Raw genomic sequence first — 23,030 nt, forward strand, 5'->3', positions numbered from 1 at the left:
GTCCTTAATTACAGCCGCAACCACCGCCACCCACACCGGCGCCGCCGGACGAAGCTTCGCGGCTGGTGTAGATATGGTCGTCGTAGCGGTTAAACAGGCTGCCATCCTTGAAGGTCATCTCGCTGCGCGCCAGCGTGCCCTTCTCCCAAGGCTGCACATTGCCGATCGAAGCGCAGCCACTCAACACAGCCAAGGTAGCCAAAGCCAGTGCGATTTTCATTTGACACCTCCCAGCGCGGATTGGATTTTGCTTTCCAGTTCTGCGCGGTCGGCGTCGCGGAAGCCGGAGTGCTCCAGCAATACCTTGCCGTCCGGGCCTATCAGCACACTGCTCGGCATGCCCTTGATGCCGTAGCTGCGCGGCGTCGCGCCCTGCGGATCGAAGGCAATGGCAAAGCGCGCCGGCGTGGCGGTCAGGAACTGGCGCGCGTCGTCGCTCTTGGCGTCGACATTGACGCCGACAATCTGCAAGCCCTTGCCGCCGTACTTGGCCTGCATGTCGTTCATCCATGGGAAGGACTGGCGGCACGGGCCGCACCATGAGGCCCAGAAGTCCACGTACACCACTTTGCCCTGTAGCTTGGCCAGCTTGACCGCGCCATCCAGGCCAGGCAGGTCGAACTGCGGCGCCGGCGCGCCCTTGTCCAGCGCCTGGGCAGAGGATGCCGCCAGCAAGGCGGCCAGCATCATGATCTTCAGTTTCATTTGGCACCTCCGTTGCGGCTGCGACGACGCCAGCCGATGACGACCAGCGACAGCACCAGCAGCGCGGCCAGCGTTGGATCGGTCACGTCCTGCGAAGCGGAGCAACCGCCACCACCGTGATTGGACGGCGCTGCATTCGGCGTGGACGCAGCACCTTGGCCGCTCAACGCGATATTCCAGGTGGTGCTGCCGGACTGGATGGTCACGCTGCCGCTGCTGGCGCCGGCGTTGGTCGGCGTGTAGCTCACCACCAGGTCGCATGAGGCGCCAGGCTGCAAGGTGACTGGGAAGGCGGCGCAGCCGGTGCTGTCTGCCACCGCAGCGAACGGACCACTGAAGGTCGCGCCGGACAGTGTGACGGCGGCAGCGCCGCTATTGGTCAGCGTGAAGCGGCGCGTTGGTGCGGTGCCGCCGATGACGACCGAACCAAAGTCGAAGCTTTGTGGGCTGATGCCCAGCGACGGCGTGGTCACCACTACTGCGACACCATTGCCGTTCAGCGTCAGGTGGAATTGTGCGCCGCTGTCGGTCACCAGCAGCAGGTCAGCGCTGCGGGCGCCGGACGCAGTCGGCTTGAAGGCGGTGGTGATGGTGCAAGTGGCGCCGGAGCTGACCGATACATTGGCCGCGCACGTGCCGCCGACCACGAAGTCGCCCGGATTGGTGCCGCCCAGCGTCAGCGTGGCGATCTTCAACGCGGCGTTGCCGCTGTTGCCCAGCGTGGTGGTGTGGTCGGCGGCGCTGCTGCCGACTTGCGTGTCAGCGAAGGCGATCGGACCGGTTTCCGACAGCGCAGGTTTTGCGGTGGCTTGCGTGGTGCCGGTGCCGGTGATGCCGACTTGCAGCGCCGGTGCGTTCGATGCTACTGCCAGCGCGGCGGTCACTGCGCCTTCCGTGGTCGGCGTAAAGCTTACGGTGGCGGCGCAACTCGCGCCGACTGCCAGCGTCGTGCCGCAAGTGCTGCCGCTCAGCTTCACAGCGGTGGACCCGGTCACGCCGACGCTGCCGATGCTCAGTGCCACATTGCCGGTGTTGGCCAGCGTGACCGTTTGCGTGGCAGCCGCCGCGCCGATGGTCTGCAAACCGAAAGCGACAGCCGACGGCGTGGCGCTCAACGCCGGTGCAGGTGCTGCGGCGGTGCCGGTCAAGCTGACCGTCACCGTGCCGCCGCCATTAGAGGCATTGGACGCCAGCGTCAGGCTGGCGGCAATCGCGCCTGCGCTGGTCGGCGCGGCTTGCACGGTCACCGTGCAGCTACCACCCGCTGCTACCGGCGTGCCCACTGCGCAAGTACCGGCACGCGTGATGATGGCCGCACTGGCGCCACTGACGCTGATGGCGCTGAAGTTCAACGCCGCCTGGCCGCTGTTGTTAACAGTGATGCTCGATACTGCCGACGGGGTGCCGGTCAGCAGCTTGCCGAAATCGACGCTGCTAGCCGACAGTCCGATGGTCGCCTGCGGTGTCGCATTGCCGGTGCCGTTCAGCGACACGGTGCTGCTGCCGCCGGTGGCGTTATGGGTGATGGTCAGCGTGGCTGCGCGCGCGCCGGCCGCCGTTGGCGTGAAGGTCGCCTGCACGGTGCAGTTGGCGCCTGCCGCGATCGACGCGCCATTGGCGCAGCTGCCGCCGCCCAGCGCGAAGTCGCCTGCCGCCGCGCCGCCGATGGAGATGGTGCCGATATTCAGCGCGGCGTTGCCGCTATTGGTCAGTGTGGCCGACAGCGGCGCACTGGCCTGGCCGATGTTGGCGCCGCTGAAGGTCAGCGTAGTCGGCGCCAGCGAAGCCGCCGGCGCCGCCGTCACATTCGGGTTGCCGATGAAGGCTGCCAGGTCGGCCAGTTCCGCCGCCGAGAATTTACCGCTGAACAGACTGCCCATGCCGCCCAGATTGGCGGCGAATGCATTGGAGATCACCGACGGCTGATTGGCCGCAGCGAGAATGCCGTTGACGTTATTGGCCGGCGTGGGGCCATGGCAGGAGGCGCAGGTGGCGCCGCCGCTTACCGGCCCATTCAGGTACAAGCTCTTGCCGTTCAAGGCGTCCGCAGCTTGCGCCGCCTGCGCTGCAAGGCCAAACAGCAGGGCGGCCGACGCCACCCGCGCTATCAATCGATTCATGCCACTCTCCAGTTGAAGTTATAGACCGCAGACTGAGATGGCAAAGGCGTTCATGGCACTATGGGCGACAGCGCACCAGCGCCAGCTGCGGGTCCGCTGGTATAGCAATGCCAGCGCCAACCCGGGCACGATCACCGCCAGTGCATGCAGCCAGCCGGAACGCAGGTGCAGCAGGCCGAAGGTCGCCGCCGACACCAGCACCGGCGGCGCCACCGCGTGCGGAGCGCGCCGCATCAACCACTCCTGCAAGCCCGCGCGCACCACCAACTCCTCCAGCACAGGGGATAGCACGAGCAGCAGCAGGAGCTGCCGTCCATAGAACTCAGAGATCGGCCACACGGAATGTAGAACCTTTGCTTGCACATCTAGTCTGACCGTGTATTCCGGTCAACGTGGCGAAGGTTCTAAGAAAGGTAGATTTATTTTTTGCCGATCAAACGGCCCAGCCATTTGACGGCGATGCGCTTGTTGGCTTTGTAGGTGTAGTCCAGCACCGCAAACTGTTCGTGCAGCGCTTCTTGCAGCATGCTGGCCGGATCGGCCGGCAGCAATTTGAGGTACGCATCCGCCTCGCCGTAATCACGATGGATTTCCATGCCGGCTTTTTTGGCGATGTGCATCATGGTCTTGTTGGACGACAGGCAGTGCATATACAGCGTGTCCACATCGTTGTTGCGGCAGTGGATGGCGGCCCGCTCAAACAACCTTGAACCGACGCCCAGCCCGCGCGCCGAGCGGCTGACCGAGACGCCGAATTCCGCCACCCGTTCCTTGTCGGTGACGGTGCTCGTTTCATCGCGCGGCGCAAACGCCAGATGGCCGACCGCCACCAGCCGGAACACGCGGTTATGCACGCCAAACACCATGTCGCGGGAGAAGTCGATGCCGTTGACGTAGTTGGTCAGCTGTTCGTCCGGCAGCACGGAGCCGAAGCGCAGCAGGCGGTCGCTGTCTTCCAGCTCCAGGAAATGCCGCAGCATGCGGCGGCGGTCCCGCTCGCGCAGTTCCTTCACCAGCACCGTCGGACGCTTGCCGTTCCTGTGCTTACCCCAACGGCGCAGCGGATTCTGGAACAGGTCGGAGGAATTCATTCAGGCGACTCGTCTTCGTCCGCCAGTTTGAGCGCCTGCTTGACGGCGCTGACGCGCGCCATGTGCACGCGCTCCGGAATGCGCTGCGGCTGATCGACGAACGCTTGCGCGATCTCGCCGGCGTTGACGCCGCGCGCCGCCGCCATGGCGGCTTCCAGATGCGCCATCTGCGGGAACGGCGCATCGGCATAGCTGCCGCTGGCGCCGATGCGGCCGCGCGAGTCGCATTCGGTGGCTTGCAGCAGCTGCACGAAGCGCGCCGGCTTGCGGAAGGCGTCGCAACGCTCCAGCAGCTTGACGATGGTGTTGGCGCGCAGTTGCAGCGCGCGGCCCACGTTGCCGTGTTCACGCGCCGTCATTACCGCCAGGTCGCGGCATTCGGTCGGCACGCGCAGGCTCTTGCACACCTGCTCCACCAGCTTGACGCCCAGCTCCTCATGGCCGTGATGCGACGGCCATTTGTCGGATGGCGTTACGCCCTTGCCCAGGTCGTGCATCATGCTGGCGAAACGCACCGGCAGTTCGCGCTCCAGCGCGGCGGCGCAGTCCAGCACTTGCAGTACATGGATGCCGGTGTCGATCTCGGGATGCCATTTCTCCGGCTGCGGCACGCCCCATAATACGTCCAGCTCCGGCAGGATGCGCGCCAGCGCGCCGCAATCGCGCAGCACTTCCAGCATGCGCGACGGTTTGGCTTCCATCAGCCCGCGCGACAGTTCCTGCCACACGCGTTCCGGCACCAGCGCATCGACTTCGCCTTGCGCCACCATCTGCTTCATCAGCTCATTGGTTTCCGGCGCCACGGTGAAATCGCTGAAGCGCGCGGCAAAGCGCGCCAGCCGCAGGATGCGCACCGGGTCTTCGGCAAACGCGTCCGACACATGGCGGAAGATGCGCAATTCGATATCGCGCTGGCCGCCATAGGGATCGGTGAGCGTGCCGTCATCGGCGCGGGCAATCGCGTTGATGGTCAGGTCGCGCCGCACCAGGTCTTCTTCCAGCGTGACATCGGCCGAGGTGTGGAACACAAAGCCTTTGTAGCCGGGCGCAGTTTTGCGCTCGGTGCGCGCCAGCGCATATTCTTCCTGCGTCTCCGGATGCAGGAATACCGGGAAGTCCTTGCCGACCGGGCGGAAGCCCTTGGCGATCATCCCGTCCGGCGTGGCGCCGACCACCACGTGGTCATGGTCCTTGACCGGCAAACCAAGCAGCGCATCGCGAACCGCGCCGCCAACAACATAAGTACGCATAGTCTCAGTCCGGCATGTCGGCGTCGTGCTTGGGCGCCGTTTCGGTTTCGGCCAGCGCCTCGCTGACCCAGCGCGCCACCGCAGGATGGGCCAGCACGCGCTGGCAGTAAGCGTCCAGCGCCGGCGCCAGCGTCACGCCATAGGTGCGGAAGCGCAGCACCACCGGCGCGTAGTAGGCATCGGCCAGCGAGAAGTCGCCGAACAGGAACTGGTGATGGCCGAAGCGCGACAGGCACTCTTCCCAGATTTCGCTGATGCGGCCAATGTCGGCCTGCGTGCCCGGCGTGCGGCCCTTGCCGGGGAAGCTGGCGCGGATATTCATCGACATCGAATTACGCAGGTCGCTGAAGCCGGCGTGCATCTCGGCGCACACCGAACGCGCCATGGCGCGCGCCGCCACGTCCTGCGGCCACAGATGCAGCTCCTGGAACTGCTCGGCCAGATATTCGCAGATCGCCAGGCTGTCCCAGATGGTCATCTCGTCGCCGGCCAGCAGCACCGGCACGCGGCCGGACGCCGAATAGCTGCAAATGCGGTTGGCGGTGTCGTCGCGGTCCAGCAGCACCCGCACCTCCTGGAATGGAATGCCGAAGGCGACCATCGCCACCCATGGCCGCATCGACCACGAAGAATAGTTCTTGTTGCCGATGACGAGCGTCAGGCCGGGCTGGCGCGCGGCCGCGAGGGCTTGCGACAGGCCTGGATCGAGTTGGGTAGTCTGCATGGGATACGTCCTGGTTATAAACGGTCAGCGCGGGGTGAAGCTGGTTTCCTGTTCTTCCTGCAGCGTATAGCCTTTCGGCTGCACATTGCCGAGGCGCGCCTTCAGCGATTGCGGACGCCCCTCAAACAACGCCGCATAGTAGGTCGAATTCGACATCACATTCTTGACGTAAGTACGCGTCTCCGAATACGGGATCGACTCGATGAAGATGGTGCTGTCCATCGGCTTGGTGAGCGCCGCACGCCAGGTGCGCAAGCGTCCCGGCCCGGCGTTGTAGGCGGCGGTGGCCAATACCTCGTTGCCGTCCATATTCCCCAGCACCATATTCAGGTAGTTCGTGCCGAGCATGATGTTGTAGCGTACATCGCTCAGCATATCCTGCGCGAAGTCGGACAGGCCGATCTTCTTGGCGACCCAGCGGCCGGTGGACGGCATCACCTGCATCAGGCCCGAAGCGCCGACGTGCGACTGCGCATCCATGATGAAGCGCGACTCTTGGCGGATCAGGCCATACACCCAGGCCTTGTCCAGGCCCAGCGTCTGCGTGGCCGGATGCATGACGTCATTATGCGGCGACGGGAAGCGCTGGGTGTAGTCGACCTGGATGCGGGTGCGCTCCGAGGTGTTGACCATGCGGTCGAGGATATTGTTCTGACGCGCGTATTCGGCGGCGGCCAGGTGTTCGCGCTCGCTCATGCCGCGCAGGCCCCAGTTCCATTCGCGCGTGCCCTCAAAGCGCAGGCGCATGCCGAAGAACTTCAGCGCGCGCTGGAAGTTCGGGTTGGCGGCAATCGGCGCGATCTCCGCCGCCGTCACCGGCGCGCCGGCTGGCGGGATGGTAATCAGTTTGCCGGATTCCTCCAGCGCCAGCTGGCCGTAGTAGTTGGACTGGTCCGAGATGCTGCGGAACAGCTGCAGCGCTTCGCCGGCCGGCTGGCTGGTGACGCCGTCGTGCGCCATCATGGCGCGGCCCAGCCAGTAGACCCAGGTCGGCTCGTTGCGCAGCGACGCCGGCATGGCGCGGATATTGTTCTCCACCTGGCGCCAGTCGCCGTTGCGCAGCGCGATGCGGGTCTTCCACTGGATCTGGTCGATCGACAGCGGCGCGCTGTTGGTGCGCTTCCAGTAGTCGGTGGTTTCCGGCGCCAGCGTGTACGACGACTGCAGGGCGATCGCGGCCCAGGCTTGCTGCTGCTCCTGCGCCGTCATCTTCGGCGTGGCCTTGTTCAGCGCCAGCGTCGCCAGCTTGATGCTGGTCTTGGCCAGGCGGCCGATGGCGACGATGTAAATCTGGTGATCCACCTTGCTTGGACCGATGCCCTTGGCCACGGCCAGCGTCGGCAGGTCGACCGCCTGCACCGCGCTCTTTTCCGAACCGTCCAGCAGCGCGACGATGCGGCGCGCCTGGCCGGTGGCGTTGAATTCGCCGGACAGGCGCAGTTGCGCGTACAGGTCTTCGGTATTGAACTGGCCGTTCTGGTATAGCGTCGCGATCAGGTCCGCGCACGGCTGGCCATACGCCGACGGCGCGGTCAGCAAGGCGCGTGCTTCGTCGGCCACTTTCTGGCCCTTGAGCGCGCGCGAAATCAGCGCGTAACATTTGACCTGGGTGTCGTCGTTGAGCACAAACAGCGGATACTGTTCGTCAAAGGTGGCCCAGTCGCGTTTGCGGCCCAGTTCCAGCAGCCAGTCGTTGCGCAGGCGGTCGACGATGGCCTGGCCCTGGTAGCGTTGGAAGAAATCGCGGATTTCGGCCGGCGCGGCATCCTTCAAATGGGATTTCAGCCGATAATAATCGACGTAGGACGGAATGGAGTAGCTGGTCAGGCGGGCGGCGTAGAAATCCGCTTTGCTGGCGTCATCCTGGCGCACAGCATCGCGCAGCAGCAGGAAGGAATCGTCGTCCCTGCGGCTATCTGCGCTGATGTCGTCGGCATGGGCAAACGAGGTAAAGGCAACGACGACCGCGCCGGCAATCCATTTCGAAACAGAAATCAATGTGCAACTCTCTATAAGTCTTGAACCAAATATGACCAGCGACCCTAGAATACCACGCAGCGCGTCCGGATCACCAGCCCGGAAGGCGGATTTGCGGAAGCAGCTGCTGACCGCGCGGCGCGCCCTGGACCCGGCCACGCGGGCGGCCTGGGACCGGGCGATTGGCGATCATGTGATCGACTGGTGGAAGACGGCGCGGCCGGCGGCGCTGGGCGTGTATTGGCCGCTGCGCGACGAGCCGGACCTGCATCCGGCCTATGCGGAACTGGCGCGCCTTGGTGCGCGGCTGCTGCTGCCGGTGGTGGTGCAAAAGGATGCGGCGCTGGAGTTTGCCGAATGGCGCATCGGCGAGGAGATGGTGAAGGACCAGATGGGGGTCGCGGTGCCGGCCGATCTGCGCTTGCAGGCGGCCTATCCGCCGGCGCTGCTGGTGCCTTGCCTGGGCTTTAACCCGCAAGGTTATCGATTAGGCTATGGCGGCGGATTCTACGACCGCACGCTGGCGCGGCACACGCCACGGCCGCAGACATTGGGAATAGCTTACCAATGCCTGCAAGTGCCGTTTGACAGCGATGGTCACGACGTGGCGCTGGACCGCATCGTCACCGAGTGATTACACCAGCCGTTGCCACAGCGCGGTGGTCGCCGCGGCCTGATTCATGCTGTAGAAATGCAGGCCCGGCGCGCCGCCTTGCAGCAGGCGTTCGCACAGGCCCGTGACCACATCCAGCCCAAACGCCTTGATCGACGCGCTGTCGTCGCCGAAGCTGGCCAGTTTGAGCCGCACCCAGCGTGGGATCTCGGCGCCGCACATATCCGAGAAACGCATCAGCTGCGTGTAGTTCGTGATCGGCATGATGCCCGCCACCACCGGCACGTCGATGCCCAGCTTGCGGGTCTGCTCGACGAACTGGAAGTACGCGTCCGCATTGTAGAAATACTGCGTGATCGCCGAATTGGCGCCGGCCTTGATCTTGCGCTCGAACGCCAGCAAGTCATCCTGCGGCGACTTGGCCTGCGGGTGCACTTCCGGATAGGCCGCCACTTCGATGTGGAACCAGTCGCCGGTCTCCTGGCGGATGAATTCCACCAGTTCATTCGCGTAGCGGAATTCGCCGGCCGCGCCGTAACCGCTCGGCAGGTCGCCGCGCAGCGCCACGATGCGCTTGATGTTGTGCGACTTGAATTCGGCCAGGATCTCGCGGATCGACTCGCGCGTGCCGCCCACGCACGACAGGTGCGGTGCAGCCTGTTCGCCGGCGGCCAGGATCTCGACCACGGTGTCCAGCGTGCCGCGCTGGGTGCTGCCGCCGGCGCCGAAGGTCACGGAAAAATATTTAGGATTCAGCTCGGACAGCTTGGCGCGCGTGACGCGCAGCTTTTCCGCGCCTTCCACCGTTTTCGGCGGAAAAAATTCGATACTGAAATTCGGATTATCCATCTGAGTTCTTCAAAAGTAAGGTAGACAGAGCCCAGGAAATAATGCTGTACAACACAGCGCCACCGACGGCGGACAGGAAGCTGTCCACATGGAAGCCATCCACCCATTGCGCCACCAGCCAGAACATGAAGCCGTTGATGATGAAGATGAACAGGCCCAGCGACACCAGCGTCACAGGCAACGTCAGCAGGAGCAATACCGGTCGTATCAGCGTATTGACCAGGCCCAGTACAAGAGCCGCGACGAGGGCTGCGCCTATGCTTGTGACATCGACGGAATGCATCAGGTAAGGCACTGCCAGCAAGGCAACGGCATTGATTAACCAGGTAAGGACCAAACGCATAAGAAGTTCTCGCTGCAAAAAAAGCGGGGCCAGCGGCCCCGCCCTTAACGATTAATAACGGTAGTGTTCTGGCTTGTACGGACCTTCTTGCGTCACGCCGATGTAGTCGGCCTGCTCTTTGGTCAGCACGGTCAGTTGCGCATTCAGTTTTTTCAACTGCAGGCGCGCCACTTTTTCATCCAGGTGCTTCGGCAGCACGTACACGCCGACCGGATACTTGTCGGTGTTGGCGTACAGCTCGATCTGGGCGATGGTCTGGTTGGCGAACGACGACGACATCACGTACGACGGGTGACCGGTACCGCAACCCAGGTTGACCAGGCGGCCTTCGGCCAGCAGGATGATGCGCTTGCCCGATGGGAAGATCACGTGATCCACTTGCGGCTTGATGTTTTCCCAGGTGTACTTCTTCAGCGCAGCAACATCGATCTCGTTGTCGAAGTGACCGATGTTGCAGACGATGGCCTGGTCCTTCATCTTCAGGATGTGTTCTTCGGTCAGGATGTGATAGTTGCCGGTGCAGGTGACGAAGATGTCGCCGTGTTCCGCAGCGTAATCCATGGTCACCACGCGGTAGCCTTCCATCGCGGCCTGCAGTGCGCAGATCGGATCGATCTCGGTCACCCAGACCTGCGCCGACAGTGCGCGCATGGCTTGGGCCGAACCCTTGCCGACGTCACCGTAACCGGCGATGACGGCGATCTTACCGGCGATCATCACGTCGGTAGCGCGCTTGATGCCGTCGACCAGCGATTCGCGGCAGCCGTACAGGTTGTCGAATTTCGACTTGGTGACGGAGTCGTTGACGTTGATCGCCGGGAAGGCCAGCTTGCCTTCTTTGTGCATCTGGTACAGGCGGTGCACGCCGGTGGTGGTCTCTTCGGTCACGCCCAGGATGTGCGGCAGACGCTTGGAGTACCAGGCCGGATCTTTGGCCAGGTGGGTCTTGATGGCGTTGAACAGGCAGATTTCTTCTTCCGAGCCTGGCGCGGCCAGCACCGAGATGTCTTTTTCAGCGCGCGCGCCCAGGTGCAGCAGCAGCGTGGCGTCGCCGCCGTCGTCGAGGATCATGTTCGAGTAGACCGGGTTGCCGGCGGCGTCGTTTGGCCATTCGAAGATGCGGTGGGTGTAGTCCCAGTATTCGTCCAGGGTTTCGCCCTTGATGGCGAACACCGGCGTGCCGTTGGCGGCGATGGCGGCGGCGGCGTGGTCCTGGGTCGAGTAGATGTTGCACGAGGCCCAGCGCACTTCGGCGCCCAGCGCTTCCAGCGTCTGGATCAGCACAGCGGTCTGGATGGTCATGTGCAGCGAACCGGTGATGCGGGCGCCTTTCAGCGTCTGGGCGGCGGCGAATTCCTCGCGGATCGCCATCAGGCCAGGCATTTCGGTTTCGGCAATCTTGATTTCTTTGTTACCCCATGGCGCCAGGGAGATATCGGCGACCAGGTAGTCTTGAGCGGTTTTGAGTACGGCGTTCATCACGCCCTCCTTTCATGTGTTGAAAAAAGTAACGTGAGCGCGGTTTGGATCTCCGAGCCTGGCGAAAGCTAGTTCGTCGCAGCGCTCCTCGGAACGTGCATTTTAGCATCGTTCCCCGGCGATGGCGACAACAATCCGCCCGTTTGCGCCAACGCAGAGGGGCGACAGCGCCACCGGCCTATAGTGTGCTCTTTTGCCCGCGAGTTCCATTATGGACATAGATCCACGCGATGCCGTTTGGGCTGAGACCCACGACTTACTTTACAACACTCGCTATACCGCAGGCATTGAGCAGGCGTTGCTGGCACGCTGGACTTGGTTGGACAGCATCACAAAAATTGCCGTCGCAATCTCATCGGGCGGAGGCGCGTTGGCTGGTCTCGTATTCTGGAAGAACAGCGACTATACTTTTCTATGGCCGGCTTTTACTTCTGCCAGTGCGCTGCTTGCAATCGTTTCAAGGCAACTCTCCGTCGCAGAAAAAATCAACCGTCACGCGACTGCCGCGACGAGTTTGACGTTATTGGCTGTCAATATCGAAAGTTTGATCGTGCGGATGAAGGTCAATGCCGTATTTTCCATCACCGAATTTGAGAAAAAATTACTCGGATTGCGCGACAAATACGGCAGCGAATACAGTAAGTTGCAACACGATCTACTGCTGACAGAGAAAATACGCACCAACGTACAAGAAAAGCTCAACATATCAATCAACACTTCGCAACGCTGAGAAGGAGCGATCATGGACGATGATTTCCGCCGCAGGTATTTGCCGCCAAAACCACCACCACCACCACCGGCTCGGCCCAAATAAAAACGCCCCGGAGTCCGGGGCGTTGTCACTTCTGGCTAGTGCCGAGGCCGGTTATTTCAGGCCGGCGGCGGCGCGCAGGATGGCGGCTTTGTCGGTGCGCTCCCACGAAAATTCCGGCTCTTCGCGACCGAAGTGGCCGTAAGCGGCGGTCTTGGCGTAGATAGGACGCAGCAGGTCCAGCATCTGCACGATGCCTTTCGGACGCAGGTCGAAGTGCTCTTGCACCAGCTGGGCGATTTTCTCGTCCGGAATCACGCCCGTGCCTTCGGTGTACACGGTGATGTTGATCGGACGCGCCACGCCAATCGCATACGACACCTGCACCTGGCACTGGCGCGCCAGACCAGCCGCCACCACATTCTTGGCCACATAACGGGCCGCATACGCTGCCGAACGGTCGACCTTCGATGGATCCTTGCCGGAGAACGCGCCGCCACCGTGCGGCGACGCGCCACCGTAGGTGTCAACGATGATCTTGCGGCCGGTCAGGCCGCAATCGCCCTGCGGGCCGCCGATGACGAAACGGCCGGTCGGGTTGACCAGGTATTTGGTGTCTTGCAGCCACTCTTTCGGCAGCACCGGCTTGATGATCTCTTCGATCACCGCTTCTTCGATCTGCTTGTGCAGCATTTCCGGCGCGTGCTGGGTCGACAGCACCACGGTATCCACCGCCACCGGACGGCCATTCACATAACGCAGCGTGACTTGCGACTTGGCATCCGGACGCAGCCATGGCAGACGGCCGTCCTTGCGCAGCTGCGACTGGCGCTCGACCAGACGGTGTGCGTAGTGGATCGCGGCTGGCATCAGCTCGGCGGTTTCGTCGCAAGCGTAGCCGAACATCAGGCCCTGGTCGCCAGCCCCCTGGTCCAGATCCAGACCGGCGCCTTCGTCCACGCCCTGGGCGATGTCCGGCGACTGCTTGTCGTAGGCGACCAGCACGGCGCAACCGCGGTAGTCGATACCGTAGTCGGTATTGTCGTAGCCGATGCGTTTGATGGTTTCGCGGGCAACCTGGATGTAGTCGACGTTGGCGTGGGTGGTGATTTCACCGGCCAGCACGACCAGACCGGTGTTGCACAGCGTTTCGGCGGCTACACGGGCTTTCGGGTCCTGGGCCAGGATCGCGTCGAGGATGGCGTCGGAAATTTGGTCGGCGACCTTGTCTGGGTGACCTTCCGAGACGGATTCCGAGGTGAAAAGATAATCGTTAGACATCGCAAGCTCCTGATATGGTGTGAATAATACGGTCGCATACCAACACGGCTTGCGACGCTTTAGCGATATTTATATCCCGCGTCGCAAGTTGTCATTAACTCAGCGGTTACTGCTTAACGTGGTATTTTACGCTTTTTTAAAAAAGCTTGCTTTCGATACAGGGCAATTTTCCGATGCTGGTTCCACTTTTTCGTTTTTTATCGATCTTCCCCTTGTCCGCGCTGCATGCGGCCGGCGCCGCGCTGGGCTGGCTGGTGTACTGGGCCTCGCCGTCCTATCGCCGCCGCATGCGCGACAACCTGGCGCAAGCCGGCTATAGCCAGTACCTGCCGGCCGCCGTTGCCGAAGCGGGCAAAAGCATGTTCGAACTGCCCTTCATCTGGTGCGCCGATCCGGCCCGCGTGTCGCGCCACGCCACGCTGGAAAACTGGGCGCTGGTGCAAACCGAGCTCGACGCTGGTCGCGGCATCGTCTTCATGACGCCGCACCTGGGCTGCTTCGAGATTGTGGCACAGGAAATCGCCCTGCGCACTGAACTGATGGTGATGTACCGCCCTCCCAAAAAAGAGGCACTCAAGCCGCTGATCGAAGGCGCGCGCGCGCGCAAGAATTTGCTGCTGGCGCCGGCCACCACGTCCGGCGTGCGCATGCTGGCCAAATTCCTCAAGAAAGGCCAGCCGGTCGGCGTGCTGCCCGACCAGGTGCCGCAGGAAGGCGAAGGCGTGTGGGCCACCTTCTTCGGCCGCAACGCCTACAGCATGACCCTGCCGGCCAAGCTGGCCCTGCTCGGCAACGCCACCGTCATCATCACCTACGCCGAGCGCCTGCCGGGCGGGCGCGGCTATGTGGTACGCTTCGTGCCCTTTGACGGCACCCTGGACGGCGACAGCGCCGCCCAGGCGCAAGCGATCAACCACGCCATGGAGCGCCTGATCGCCCGCAATCCGTCGCAATATTACTGGAGCTACAACCGCTACAAGGTGCCGCACGGCGTCGCTGCACCGGTGGCGGGAGAACACGCATGAAACTGATGTTGGGATTGATGTGGCTGCTGCACTGGCTGCCGCTGCCGCTGCTGGGACGCTTTGGCGCCGCCATCGGCAGCCTGTTGTTTGCGACGCTGCGTTCGCGCCGTCATATCGCGCTGACCAATCTGCGCCTGACCATGCCGGAACTGACCGAAGACGAGCGGATCGATATCGCCCGCCGCCACTTTCAGGCCTACTCGCGCAGCGTGTGGGAACGGGCGATTTTGTGGTGGGCGCCGGAAGCGCGCCTGAGGCGCCTGATCCAGATCGAGCCCAACGGCGTGATCCCGGTGGCCGAGATGACCGCCAAGCCGACCATCCTGCTGTGCCCGCACTTCGTCTGCCTGGACGTGGCCGGCGCCGCGATTGCCATGGAAGCCTCCGCCTCGTCGATGTACGTGACGCAGAAGAACGCCGCCTTCGACCAGGTGCTGCGCGCCGGCCGCGCCCGCTTCAAGCCGGTCAAGCTGTTCACCCGCCAGGATGGCATCAAGCCGATCCTGCGCGCGCTGCGCGACAAGCTGCCCTACTTCATGCTGCCGGACATGGATTTCGGCGAGAAGGATGCCGAGTTCGTGCCCTTCTTCGGCATCCAGGCCGCCACGCTGACCGCCACCGCCCGCATTGCCGCCACCACCGGCGCGCAGGTGATGCCGGTGATCGCTACCTTCCTGCCGAATTATCAGGGATGGCGTGTCAAATTCTATCCAGTGTGGGACAATTATCCCGGCGAGGATATGGTGGCCGCCACCCGCCGCATGAATGAGTTCATCGAGGAACGCGTGCGCGAAGCCCCGGCCGAATATTTCTGGACCCACAAACGCTTCAAGACCCGCCCTGACGGCGAGCCTTCGCTGTACAGCAAAAAATAAGCTAGCCATGAAACTCAAATTCACCAAAATGCACGGCGCCGGCAATGACTTCGTCGTCATCGACGGCGTCACCCAGCAGATCGACTTCACGCCGGCGCAGTGGCAGCTGCTGGGCGATCGCCGCTTCGGCGTCGGCGCCGACCAGATCCTGCTGGTGGAAAAGCCGACCGATGCCGGTTGCGATTTCCGCTATCGCATCTTCAACGCCGATGGCGGCGAAGTGGAGCAATGCGGCAACGGCTCGCGCGCCTTCGTCAAGTTCGTGTCGGAAAAGGGGCTGACCGACAAGCAATCGATCACCGTGCAGACCAAGGCCGGCGTGATCGTGCCGCGCCTGGAAGCCAACGGCAGCATCACGGTCGACATGGGTGCGCCTGTGCTGGAGCCGGGCCGCGTGCCGTTCGACGCCGATGGCCTGCACGGCGAAAAGCAGGGCGACGATACGCTGTGGCCGCTGGTGCTGGAACTGGGCGGCACGCGCGAGAGCGTGCTGATTTCGGCGGTATCGATGGGCAATCCGCATGCGGTACAGGTAGTCGACGATGTCGAGACCGCGCCAGTGGAACTGACCGGTCCGCTGATCGAGCATCACAGCCGCTTCCCGAATCGCGTCAACGCCGGCTTCATGCAGGTGCTTGATCGCCAGCATGTGAAGCTGCGCGTGTTTGAACGTGGCGTCGGCGAGACGCTGGCCTGCGGCACCGGCGCCTGTGCGGCGGCCGTGGCCGGCATCCGTCGCGGCTTGCTGGACAGCCCGGTGCGCGTCGATGCGCGCGGCGGCCAGTTGTCGATCAGCTGGGCCGGCGAAGGCCAGCCGGTATTCCTGACCGGTCCGGCCGTGACCGTGTTTGAAGGCGAAATCGAGATTTAAAACAGCTAGGCTGCCATCAAGTCATCCGGCAGCCAGGTCTTGAGCCGGTACAGGCGCTGGCGGTAATTGCCTTCCAGCCCATCCGGCCCGCTGTCGATGGACTCGAACAGGCGCACGATGCGGTCCAGCGCCTGCCGCTCGCGCGCAGTGCGCAGCAGCACCAGCCGGCGCTTGCTGCGGCCGTAGCTGGCGCGGATATCCACCACCAGGCAATGGCCGTGATCGGCCGCTTTCACATCCAGCAGCAACGCTTCCGCCCGGCTCAAGCCGAACAGCGCGGCCAGCTCCAGCCGCGCCGCCAGCAGCGGCTGGCTCTCCGACAATTCCCGCGTTAAACAGGTGATGACACTGCTCATCCAGTCCGCTTCCCTCGGCGCGGCCGCCACCCGTTGCAGCGCCGCTTCCGCCCCGGCGCAGCCCTGGGCGGCGGCCTTTTGCAGCCAGTAGGCCGCGCGCACATCGCTGTGCGCGTCGGTGCGGCGATTGCGCCAGGCGTACATGCCGCATTCCATCTGCGCGGCGCAGTGGCCCATGTCGGCGGCGCGCTCCAGATAGCCTTGCGCCTCGGCCACGCAGCGCTGCGAAAATTCCGGTTTCAGGTAGATGCGCGACAGCGCGAACCACGCTTCCGCCAGCCCTTGTTCGCCGGCCAGCGTCAGCCAGCGGATGGCGCGCTTGAAGTTGACGGCGGCGATGCCCTGGCTCTGGCGCCTGCCGTCACTGTCCATGCGCGCGAACCACAGTCCCAGCGCCAGCTGGGCGTTGCGCTCGCCACCATAGGCCGCCAGTTCGCGGCAATGCTGCAATTCGGCGTCGACACCGTCCGGTGGCAGCAGTTCGGCGCAGCGCGCCAGCAAGCCCAGCATCTGCGGCCCCGCTTGCCACTCGGCCATGCGCGCCGCTTCGGCGTCGGCCGGCGCGCGCGCCAGCAACGGCCCCAGCAAGGGCCGCGCCTGTTGCAGAAATGCCGCGTGATGGTGGCGCCACAGTTGATCGAGTTGCGCCGCCTGTTCCGCCGTCAAGGCCAGGTCGCCGCTCGCTTTCGGCAAGGCCGCAGGACGCAGCACGGCAGGACGGACGCCGCGCTCGGGCAAGGGCTTGTGGCGCAACGGCGCGCTGGCCGGCGGCGCCGTCTGCTGCTGGAACTGCGCCAGCACCAGCGCCGCCGCCGCGCTGCCGGCGTCACTGGCACGTTGATACCAGCACAGCACCTCCGGCAGCGCATTGCGGGCGATTTCAAACGGGATGTGGTTGCCGATCAGACGCCAGGCGTCGTCGCGCTCCTGGCGCGCGGCGCGCGCCAGCCAGTGCAGCGCGGTCGGCACGTTAAGCGGCAGGCTGGCGCCACCGAACAGATACAGCTTGCCCAGCGCCAGTTGGCAGTCCGCGTCTCCGGCGCGGGCGCCCCTGATGATCCCTAACTCTTCTCGATTTGCCATTGTCTCTTGTTATGCATGTCATCGAAGTGGGATGCGCCACTGTGTTATCTGCGGCGCCATTTGTATCCTAGTGTAGCGTGCCATCTGCGCCACACGCTAAAACAATATGCGTGGGCGCTTGATTTGCCACAAGCGGCGCCCCCCACCCTCGCCTGTACGCTAGAACTGTTTGATGCCCGGCTGAAAGCAAATGTTGTCCGATACGGGCCAAATGACGCGGCTGACAAGCGTTTCAAAAATACAACAAGAAGCCGGCCTTGCGCGGCTTTCGACCAAAACAAGCCGTCCCAATCGACCATTCCAGCGCCACCGGGCCAAGCAGCCATTAAGGTTTAAACAACCGGTCATGCAGCAGCGGGGATGAGAACTACACTTATAAAGGAATAAAAAATGAAAAAAACTCTGGTGGCTCTGGCTCTCTCGGGTGTGCTCATGGGCGTGACCTCGGGGGCATATGCGCAATCATCCGTCAGCATCTACGGCACGCTGGACGCCGGCATGTCGCGCCGTACCGATACTGACGTGACCGCAGTCGGCAAGCGCGACAACAACAAGCTGGGCTTCCGTGGCGTGGAAGACCTCGGCAACGGCCTGAAAGCCCTGTTCCAGCTGGAAATCCGCTACGAACCCGACACCGGCGTCATCGAAAACACCGTGCGTCCGCTGTTCCAGGGCCAGAGCCGGGTCGGCCTGCAAGGCGACTTCGGCACGCTGCGCTTCGGCCGCGCGCTGACGGCGTTCCAGGAAACCAGCACCGCCTTCGAACCATGGTCCGGCATGCCGGCCGTGGCCGGCTACCAGACCGACCTGCAAGTGGCCGGCTACACCAGCGATCCGATGAGCGTGGCCGGCAACTCGCTGAACCGCTTCTCCAACGCCGTGTTCTACAACACCCCGGTGATCGGCAATATCTTCCAGCTGAACGTCACCGTGGCCAGCCGCGAGGCCAACAACAACCCGATCATCATCGGCCGCGGCACCGCCACCGCGCCGCAATTCCCCGCCAACAGCATGGCGGCCAAGTATCCGTACTCGGTCAGCGCCACCGTCACCCAGGGGCCGTTCGCCGCCTACGGCGCCTATGAGCGCAACGCCGTGGCCACCAAGCTGTGGTCGGTCGGCGCCTCGTTCAAGCCGATCAACGACCTCAAGCTGATGGCCACCTACCAGCGCCAGGACCAGGACTACAGCCTGCCGATCAATCCGATCACCAAGGCCTGGATGATCGGCGCCAACTACAACATCGGCCTCGGCCTGGTGCGCGCCGGTATCGGCCGCAAGACGCCGGACAATGCGCTCAACGTCCCGACCATCGCCAAAACCAAGCAATTCTCGCTCGGCTACGACTACAACCTGTCGCCGCGCACCTATCTGTACGTGGACGGCACGCGCCGCAAAGCGACCGCCACCACCACCTTCAATTTCTACAGCGTCGGTATTCACCACAACTTCTGAGCGGACGCAGTCGCAGAACTGCCGGTGCGAGTTGGGGAATCACGGGCATGGGTCCACCATGCCCGTTTTTTTTCGTTTAAAATTGCACACCAACCTCGCCTACAAAGTACCTCATGACCGCCCCACTGGATTCCACACTCGTCGCGCAATACCTGACCGACCACCCGCAATTCTTCGAAGAACACGCCGACTTGCTGGGTGAAATCAAACTGGCCAGTCCGCTGACGGGCCGCGCCGTCTCGCTGCAGGAACGCCAGATGGAAGTGTTGCGCGACAAATACAAAACGCTGGAACTGCGCATGAGCAACCTGATGCGCCTGGCGTCGGAAAACGAAGCCATCGCCAACAAGTTCCACCGCTGGACCCAGGTGCTGCTGCAGTCGGAAGATGTCGGCTCGATGCCGCACTCCGTCACCAGCGGCCTGAAAAACAGCTTCGAGGTGCCGCAGGTGACCGTGCGCATCTGGGGCGCGGCGCCGGATTACGCCGACGAGTGGTTCGTCAAGGGCGTGTCGGAAGACGCGCGCATCTTCGCCAACAGCCTGCTGGCCCCGTACTGCGGCGCCAACAAGGACTTTGAAGCGGTGCGCTGGCTGGACGATCCATCGACCGTGGTGTCGACCGTCATCATCCCGCTGCGCAAGCCGGGCGACAAACAGGCGTTCGGCCTGCTGATCATGGGTTCGCAGGACGCCAACCGCTTCACCGCGCTGATGGCCACCGACTTCCTGGTCCACATCGGCGAGACCTCCAGCACCGCGCTGGCCTGGCTGCTGGCCTGAGCAGCCCCATGAGCGACGCTCCAGACAGCAAGCTGGCCTGGATCGACGCCTATATCGCCCAGCTCAAGGGTGTGCGCCAGTTGTCGCCGCACACCTGCGCCGCCTACGCCCGCGACCTGCAAGAGCTGGTGACGCTGACCGGCGCCACCGGCTGGCCGCAGCTGGACCACCACGCGGTGCGCCGGCTGACCGCCAAACTGCACGCGCAAGAACTCGATCCCCGTTCGATTGCCCGCAAGCTGTCCAGCTGGCGCGGCTTTTTCAACTGGCTGGGCGAACAAATCCCGCTGGCTGCCAACCCGGTGCAGGGCGTGCGCGCCCCCAAACGCGCCAGGACGCTGCCGCGCGCGCTGTCGGTGGACGATGCCGTGCAACTGGTGGCGCCAGCGCGGCCGGCGGCCGGCAATGGCGCCGAACCGGCCGACCTGTGCAACCGCGCCATGTTCGAGCTGCTGTATTCCAGCGGCCTGCGGGTCTCGGAACTGGCCGGACTCGACCGGACGCCGCACAAGGACAGCCTCGGCTGGGTCGACCTCGACAACCGCGAAGTGCTGGTCACCGGCAAGGGCAACAAGCGCCGCACGGTGCCGGTCGGCAGCGCCGCGCTGGCCGCGTTGCACGCCTGGCTGGCGGTGCGGCCGGCGCCGTCAGATGGCAGCGACGCGCTGTTCCTCAGCACGCGCGGCAGCCGCGTCTCGCCGCGCGTGATCCAGCAGCGGCTGCATACCCACGGCGTGGCCAACGGCGCGCCGGTGCACGTCCATCCGCACATGCTGCGCCACTCGTTTGCCTCGCACGTGCTGCAATCGTCGGGCGACTTGCGGGCGGTGCAGGAAATGCTGGGCCACTCCAGCATCAGCTCGACGCAGGTCTACACGGCGCTGGATTTCCAGCATCTGGCCGAGGTCTACGACAAGGCCCACCCGCGCGCCAAGGTGAAGTAGTACACGCGTGCTGATATTGCTCAATTGGACGAATTGCTAGCCGCCGCAGAATTCCGGCATAATCAGCCGATTGCATTTCCGCATTTTGAATTAAAGACAACCACCATGATCCCAACCACCATCCTGACCGGCTTCCTCGGCGCCGGCAAGACCACGCTGCTCAACCGCATCTTGCAAGAAGATCACGGCATGCGCATCGCCGTGATCGAGAACGAATTCGGCGAGGAAAATATCGACAACGAAATCCTGGTGCGGGATACCGGCGAGCAAATCGTTGAAATGAACAACGGCTGCATCTGCTGCACCGTGCGCGGCGACCTGATCGTGGCGCTCAGCAACCTGGCGCAGAAGCGCGACGCTGGCGAAATCCAGTTCGACCGCGTGGTGATCGAGACCACCGGTCTGGCCAATCCTGGTCCGGTGGCGCAGACCTTCTTCGTTGACGAGGAAGTGGGCGCTAACTACATGCTGGACGCAGTGGTCACCGTGGTGGACGCCCGCCACGCCATGGACCAGTTGGACCAGCACGAAGAAGCCCAGCGCCAGGTCGGTTTCGCCGACAAGATCCTGCTGTCCAAGACCGATCTGGTGAGCGACGAAGAACTGGCGACGCTGACCGCCCGCCTGGCGCGCATCAACCCGCGCGCGCCGATCAGCAAGTCCGACTTCGGCCGCGCGCCGATTGCCGAGGTGCTGGATCTGAAAGGCTTCAACCTCAACGACAAGCTGGAACTGGACCCGGACTTCCTGCTGACCGACCAGGTGCATGAAGACGGCCACGTCCACGACGAACACTGCGGCCACGATCACCATCATCACGATCACGGCCATGACCACGATCACCACCACAGCCACCACACCGACGACATCGCCGCGTTCGTCTTCAAAAGCACGCGCCCGTTCGACACGGCCAAGCTGGACGAGTTCCTCGGCGGCCTGGTGAATGTCTACGGTCCTCGCATGCTGCGCTACAAAGGCGTATTGTTCATGCAGGATGCCGACCGCAAGGTGGTATTCCAGGGCGTGCACCAAATCATGGGCAGCGATCTCGGCGCGAAATGGGGTGAAAACGACGTTCGTGGCAGCAAAATGGTATTTATCGGGAAAAATCTGCCCAAAGACATCTTTATTAGCGGTTTAGAACAATGTCTGGTATAAACTATCCCGGTTTTGTGGGGATGGCTAAAAAGCCACAAAATTCGGGCTGATTAATTTGATTGAAAACTCTGTCGTATCGAAGGTAAGCGAAGTTATGACCAAAACTAATAAATCGACCCCCGCCGCCGCCGAGCGCATCCTGACCGAAGAAGAAATTCTGAAGATGGATGACAAGGACTATATGAACCCAGCGCAAATGGCTTTCTTTAAGGCCAAGCTGCAACAGCTGGAAAAAGAGCTGCTGAAAAACGCCGGCGAAACCACCGAACACCTGCGCGAAACCGTGCTGGTGCCGGATCCGGCTGACCGCGCCACCATCGAAGAAGAACACGCGCTGGAACTGCGCACCCGTGACCGCGAACGCAAGCTGCTGAAAAAAGTGCAGCAATCGATCGCCGCGATCGACGCCAACGACTACGGCTGGTGCGAAGAAACCGGCGAACCGATCGGCATTCCACGCCTGATCGCCCGTCCGACTGCTACCCTGTCGCTGGAAGCGCAACAGCGTCGTGAACTGAAGCAAAAATTGTACGGCGATTAATTCCGCCGCACACCAAGGAAGCACGCGCCTGACACCGCGTGCTTTTTTTACGTAAATTTTCATTTCCCCTCCGACCTGTAATGCGGCAAGCGCGACGCTTCCGGCTACACTATGGCGATGGGATTGTTCTCTCTTTTCAAGAAAACCGACACGCTGCCGCCGCTCACCGACGACGAGCAGGCGCGACTGGCCGCGAATAGCGAACTGGAGCGTCAACACCAGCAAGCGCGCCAGCGCGAAATCGCCCGCGCCACCGCCATGAAGATCGACGCCATCGAGTCGGCGATGGAAGCCGACATCTTCAACCTGCCGGAACCGGCGTGGGGCAGCCAGCGGCCGGTCCGCCCGGCGCCAGCCGCCAGCGCCGGCGATGACGAACTCGGCGACTTCCCCACCACCCTGCTGCTGAGCGACGAACTGCCGCTGGCGGCCGCCGACGACAACGCACCGGCGGTGGAAGAAATCGCCATCCTGTACGCCAACGGCCAGGCCGCCGTGGCGCAGCAGATGCTGCTGGCGGCGGTGGCCGACAACAGCCGCCCCAATAGCGACCGCAACGCCTGGTGGATGCTGTTCGACCTGTACCAGGTCAGCGGCCAGCACGACGCCTTCGACAACCTGTCGATCGACTACGCCAGCACCTTTGAAACCTCGCCGCCGCCATGGCAGGCGCCGGCCGTGCTGGCAGCCGCATCGCCCGGCTGGGCCGGCCTGACGCCGACCGCCGCGCTGTCCGGCATGCTGGACCGCCACAGCG

At 63.4% G+C, this 23,030-nt stretch carries 23 protein-coding genes, 1 pseudogene and 1 riboswitch; of the genes and pseudogenes, 11 read left to right on the top strand and 13 right to left on the bottom strand.

Annotated elements, in window-relative coordinates:
• Positions 1-4: 4 nt before the first annotated feature.
• Genes GTP69_RS14390 through GTP69_RS14425 form a run of 8 tightly spaced genes read right to left on the bottom strand, consistent with a single transcriptional unit; the run spans position 5 to position 7,888 of the window.
• On the bottom strand, positions 5-220 hold the full coding sequence (locus GTP69_RS14390) for a DUF4266 domain-containing protein (RefSeq protein WP_161055509.1): 216 nt from the start codon (positions 218-220) through the stop codon (positions 5-7).
• A complete protein-coding gene (locus GTP69_RS14395; protein ID WP_202424419.1) occupies positions 217-705 on the bottom strand; it encodes a TlpA family protein disulfide reductase in 489 nt (162 codons plus the stop codon). Before GTP69_RS14395 ends, GTP69_RS14390 begins: the two co-directional genes overlap by 4 nt.
• Entirely contained in the window at positions 702-2,825 is a 2,124-nt protein-coding gene (locus tag GTP69_RS14400; protein WP_161055510.1) for a beta strand repeat-containing protein, read from the bottom strand. Before GTP69_RS14400 ends, GTP69_RS14395 begins: the two co-directional genes overlap by 4 nt.
• An 18-nt stretch (positions 2,826-2,843) precedes the next feature.
• On the bottom strand, positions 2,844-3,188 hold the full coding sequence (gene mrtJ / locus GTP69_RS14405) for a JDVT-CTERM system glutamic-type intramembrane protease MrtJ (protein ID WP_371867936.1): 345 nt from the start codon (positions 3,186-3,188) through the stop codon (positions 2,844-2,846).
• 56 nt (positions 3,189-3,244) lie between these two features.
• Positions 3,245-3,916: a GNAT family N-acetyltransferase gene (locus GTP69_RS14410; RefSeq protein WP_161055511.1), complete on the bottom strand. Its 672-nt coding sequence runs from the start codon at positions 3,914-3,916 to the stop codon at positions 3,245-3,247.
• Positions 3,913-5,166: a multifunctional CCA addition/repair protein gene (locus tag GTP69_RS14415; RefSeq protein WP_161055512.1), complete on the bottom strand. Its 1,254-nt coding sequence runs from the start codon at positions 5,164-5,166 to the stop codon at positions 3,913-3,915. Before GTP69_RS14415 ends, GTP69_RS14410 begins: the two co-directional genes overlap by 4 nt.
• 4 nt (positions 5,167-5,170) lie before the next feature.
• Entirely contained in the window at positions 5,171-5,890 is a 720-nt protein-coding gene (locus tag GTP69_RS14420) for a glutathione S-transferase family protein (RefSeq protein WP_161047535.1), read from the bottom strand.
• A gap of 24 nt (positions 5,891-5,914) precedes the next feature.
• Entirely contained in the window at positions 5,915-7,888 is a 1,974-nt protein-coding gene (locus tag GTP69_RS14425) for a lytic transglycosylase domain-containing protein (RefSeq protein WP_161055513.1), read from the bottom strand.
• A gap of 31 nt (positions 7,889-7,919) precedes the next feature.
• On the opposite strand from GTP69_RS14425, the gene GTP69_RS14430 reads away from it, so the two are divergent.
• Positions 7,920-8,501 carry a 5-formyltetrahydrofolate cyclo-ligase gene (locus GTP69_RS14430; protein WP_161055514.1) on the top strand — a complete coding sequence of 194 codons (582 nt, stop codon included), beginning with the start codon at positions 7,920-7,922 and terminating at the stop codon, positions 8,499-8,501.
• Here the strand turns inward: GTP69_RS14430 and metF are convergent, their stop codons facing one another.
• Genes metF through ahcY form a run of 3 tightly spaced genes read right to left on the bottom strand, consistent with a single transcriptional unit; the run spans position 8,502 to position 11,151 of the window.
• Positions 8,502-9,329 carry a methylenetetrahydrofolate reductase [NAD(P)H] gene (gene metF / locus GTP69_RS14435; protein WP_161055515.1) on the bottom strand — a complete coding sequence of 276 codons (828 nt, stop codon included), beginning with the start codon at positions 9,327-9,329 and terminating at the stop codon, positions 8,502-8,504.
• Positions 9,322-9,672, bottom strand: coding sequence for a phage holin family protein (locus GTP69_RS14440; protein WP_161055516.1), 351 nt, complete (start codon positions 9,670-9,672; stop codon positions 9,322-9,324). The genes metF and GTP69_RS14440 overlap by 8 nt, the downstream gene beginning before the upstream one ends.
• 51 nt (positions 9,673-9,723) lie before the next feature.
• Positions 9,724-11,151 carry an adenosylhomocysteinase gene (gene ahcY / locus GTP69_RS14445; RefSeq protein WP_161055517.1) on the bottom strand — a complete coding sequence of 476 codons (1,428 nt, stop codon included), beginning with the start codon at positions 11,149-11,151 and terminating at the stop codon, positions 9,724-9,726.
• A 28-nt stretch (positions 11,152-11,179) separates the two neighbouring features.
• Positions 11,180-11,247, bottom strand: a riboswitch (S-adenosyl-L-homocysteine riboswitch).
• A gap of 115 nt (positions 11,248-11,362) precedes the next feature.
• Here ahcY and GTP69_RS14450 point away from each other — a divergent pair.
• Positions 11,363-11,881: a hypothetical protein gene (locus tag GTP69_RS14450; RefSeq protein WP_161055518.1), complete on the top strand. Its 519-nt coding sequence runs from the start codon at positions 11,363-11,365 to the stop codon at positions 11,879-11,881.
• A gap of 135 nt (positions 11,882-12,016) precedes the next feature.
• On the opposite strand, the gene metK is transcribed toward GTP69_RS14450, so the two are convergent.
• Positions 12,017-13,183 carry a methionine adenosyltransferase gene (metK, locus tag GTP69_RS14455; RefSeq protein ID WP_110846281.1) on the bottom strand — a complete coding sequence of 389 codons (1,167 nt, stop codon included), beginning with the start codon at positions 13,181-13,183 and terminating at the stop codon, positions 12,017-12,019.
• A gap of 173 nt (positions 13,184-13,356) precedes the next feature.
• Here metK and GTP69_RS14460 point away from each other — a divergent pair, with 173 nt between their 5' ends.
• The 3 genes from GTP69_RS14460 to dapF are packed head-to-tail and all read left to right on the top strand — an operon-like array spanning position 13,357 to position 15,954.
• Positions 13,357-14,208: a lysophospholipid acyltransferase family protein gene (locus GTP69_RS14460; RefSeq protein WP_161055519.1), complete on the top strand. Its 852-nt coding sequence runs from the start codon at positions 13,357-13,359 to the stop codon at positions 14,206-14,208.
• Positions 14,205-15,083 (top strand): LpxL/LpxP family acyltransferase, encoded by an 879-nt coding sequence (locus GTP69_RS14465; RefSeq protein ID WP_161055520.1) that lies wholly within the window; start codon positions 14,205-14,207, stop codon positions 15,081-15,083. Before GTP69_RS14460 ends, GTP69_RS14465 begins: the two co-directional genes overlap by 4 nt.
• A gap of 7 nt (positions 15,084-15,090) precedes the next feature.
• The gene (dapF, locus tag GTP69_RS14470) at positions 15,091-15,954 is read left to right on the top strand and encodes a diaminopimelate epimerase (protein WP_161055521.1); all 864 of its coding nucleotides are present in this window, start codon (positions 15,091-15,093) and stop codon (positions 15,952-15,954) included.
• A gap of 5 nt (positions 15,955-15,959) precedes the next feature.
• Here dapF and GTP69_RS14475 read toward each other — a convergent pair whose 3' ends face one another.
• Positions 15,960-17,393, bottom strand: a complete 1,434-nt coding sequence (locus GTP69_RS14475) for a tetratricopeptide repeat protein (RefSeq protein ID WP_161055522.1) — start codon at positions 17,391-17,393, stop codon at positions 15,960-15,962.
• 390 nt (positions 17,394-17,783) lie between these two features.
• Between GTP69_RS14475 and GTP69_RS14480 the strand changes: the two genes are divergently transcribed.
• The 6 genes and pseudogenes from GTP69_RS14480 to GTP69_RS14505 all read left to right on the top strand — a co-directional run.
• Positions 17,784-18,848: a porin gene (locus GTP69_RS14480; protein WP_161055523.1), complete on the top strand. Its 1,065-nt coding sequence runs from the start codon at positions 17,784-17,786 to the stop codon at positions 18,846-18,848.
• Positions 18,849-18,961: 113 nt separating this feature from the next.
• Positions 18,962-19,630 (top strand): DUF484 family protein, encoded by a 669-nt coding sequence (locus GTP69_RS14485; RefSeq protein WP_161055524.1) that lies wholly within the window; start codon positions 18,962-18,964, stop codon positions 19,628-19,630.
• A gap of 8 nt (positions 19,631-19,638) precedes the next feature.
• Positions 19,639-20,574, top strand: coding sequence for a tyrosine recombinase XerC (locus tag GTP69_RS14490; RefSeq protein ID WP_161055525.1), 936 nt, complete (start codon positions 19,639-19,641; stop codon positions 20,572-20,574).
• 105 nt (positions 20,575-20,679) lie between these two features.
• Positions 20,680-21,732, top strand: coding sequence for a CobW family GTP-binding protein (locus GTP69_RS14495; protein WP_161055526.1), 1,053 nt, complete (start codon positions 20,680-20,682; stop codon positions 21,730-21,732).
• A gap of 94 nt (positions 21,733-21,826) precedes the next feature.
• A complete protein-coding gene (dksA, locus tag GTP69_RS14500) occupies positions 21,827-22,273 on the top strand; it encodes an RNA polymerase-binding protein DksA (RefSeq protein ID WP_110846272.1) in 447 nt (148 codons plus the stop codon).
• Positions 22,274-22,390: 117 nt separating this feature from the next.
• Positions 22,391-23,030, top strand: a pseudogene (locus GTP69_RS14505) (STAS domain-containing protein); the annotation flags it as partial.

The organism is Duganella levis, from assembly GCF_009857605.1.
Classification (GTDB): Bacteria; Pseudomonadota; Gammaproteobacteria; order Burkholderiales; family Burkholderiaceae_D; genus Rugamonas; species Rugamonas levis.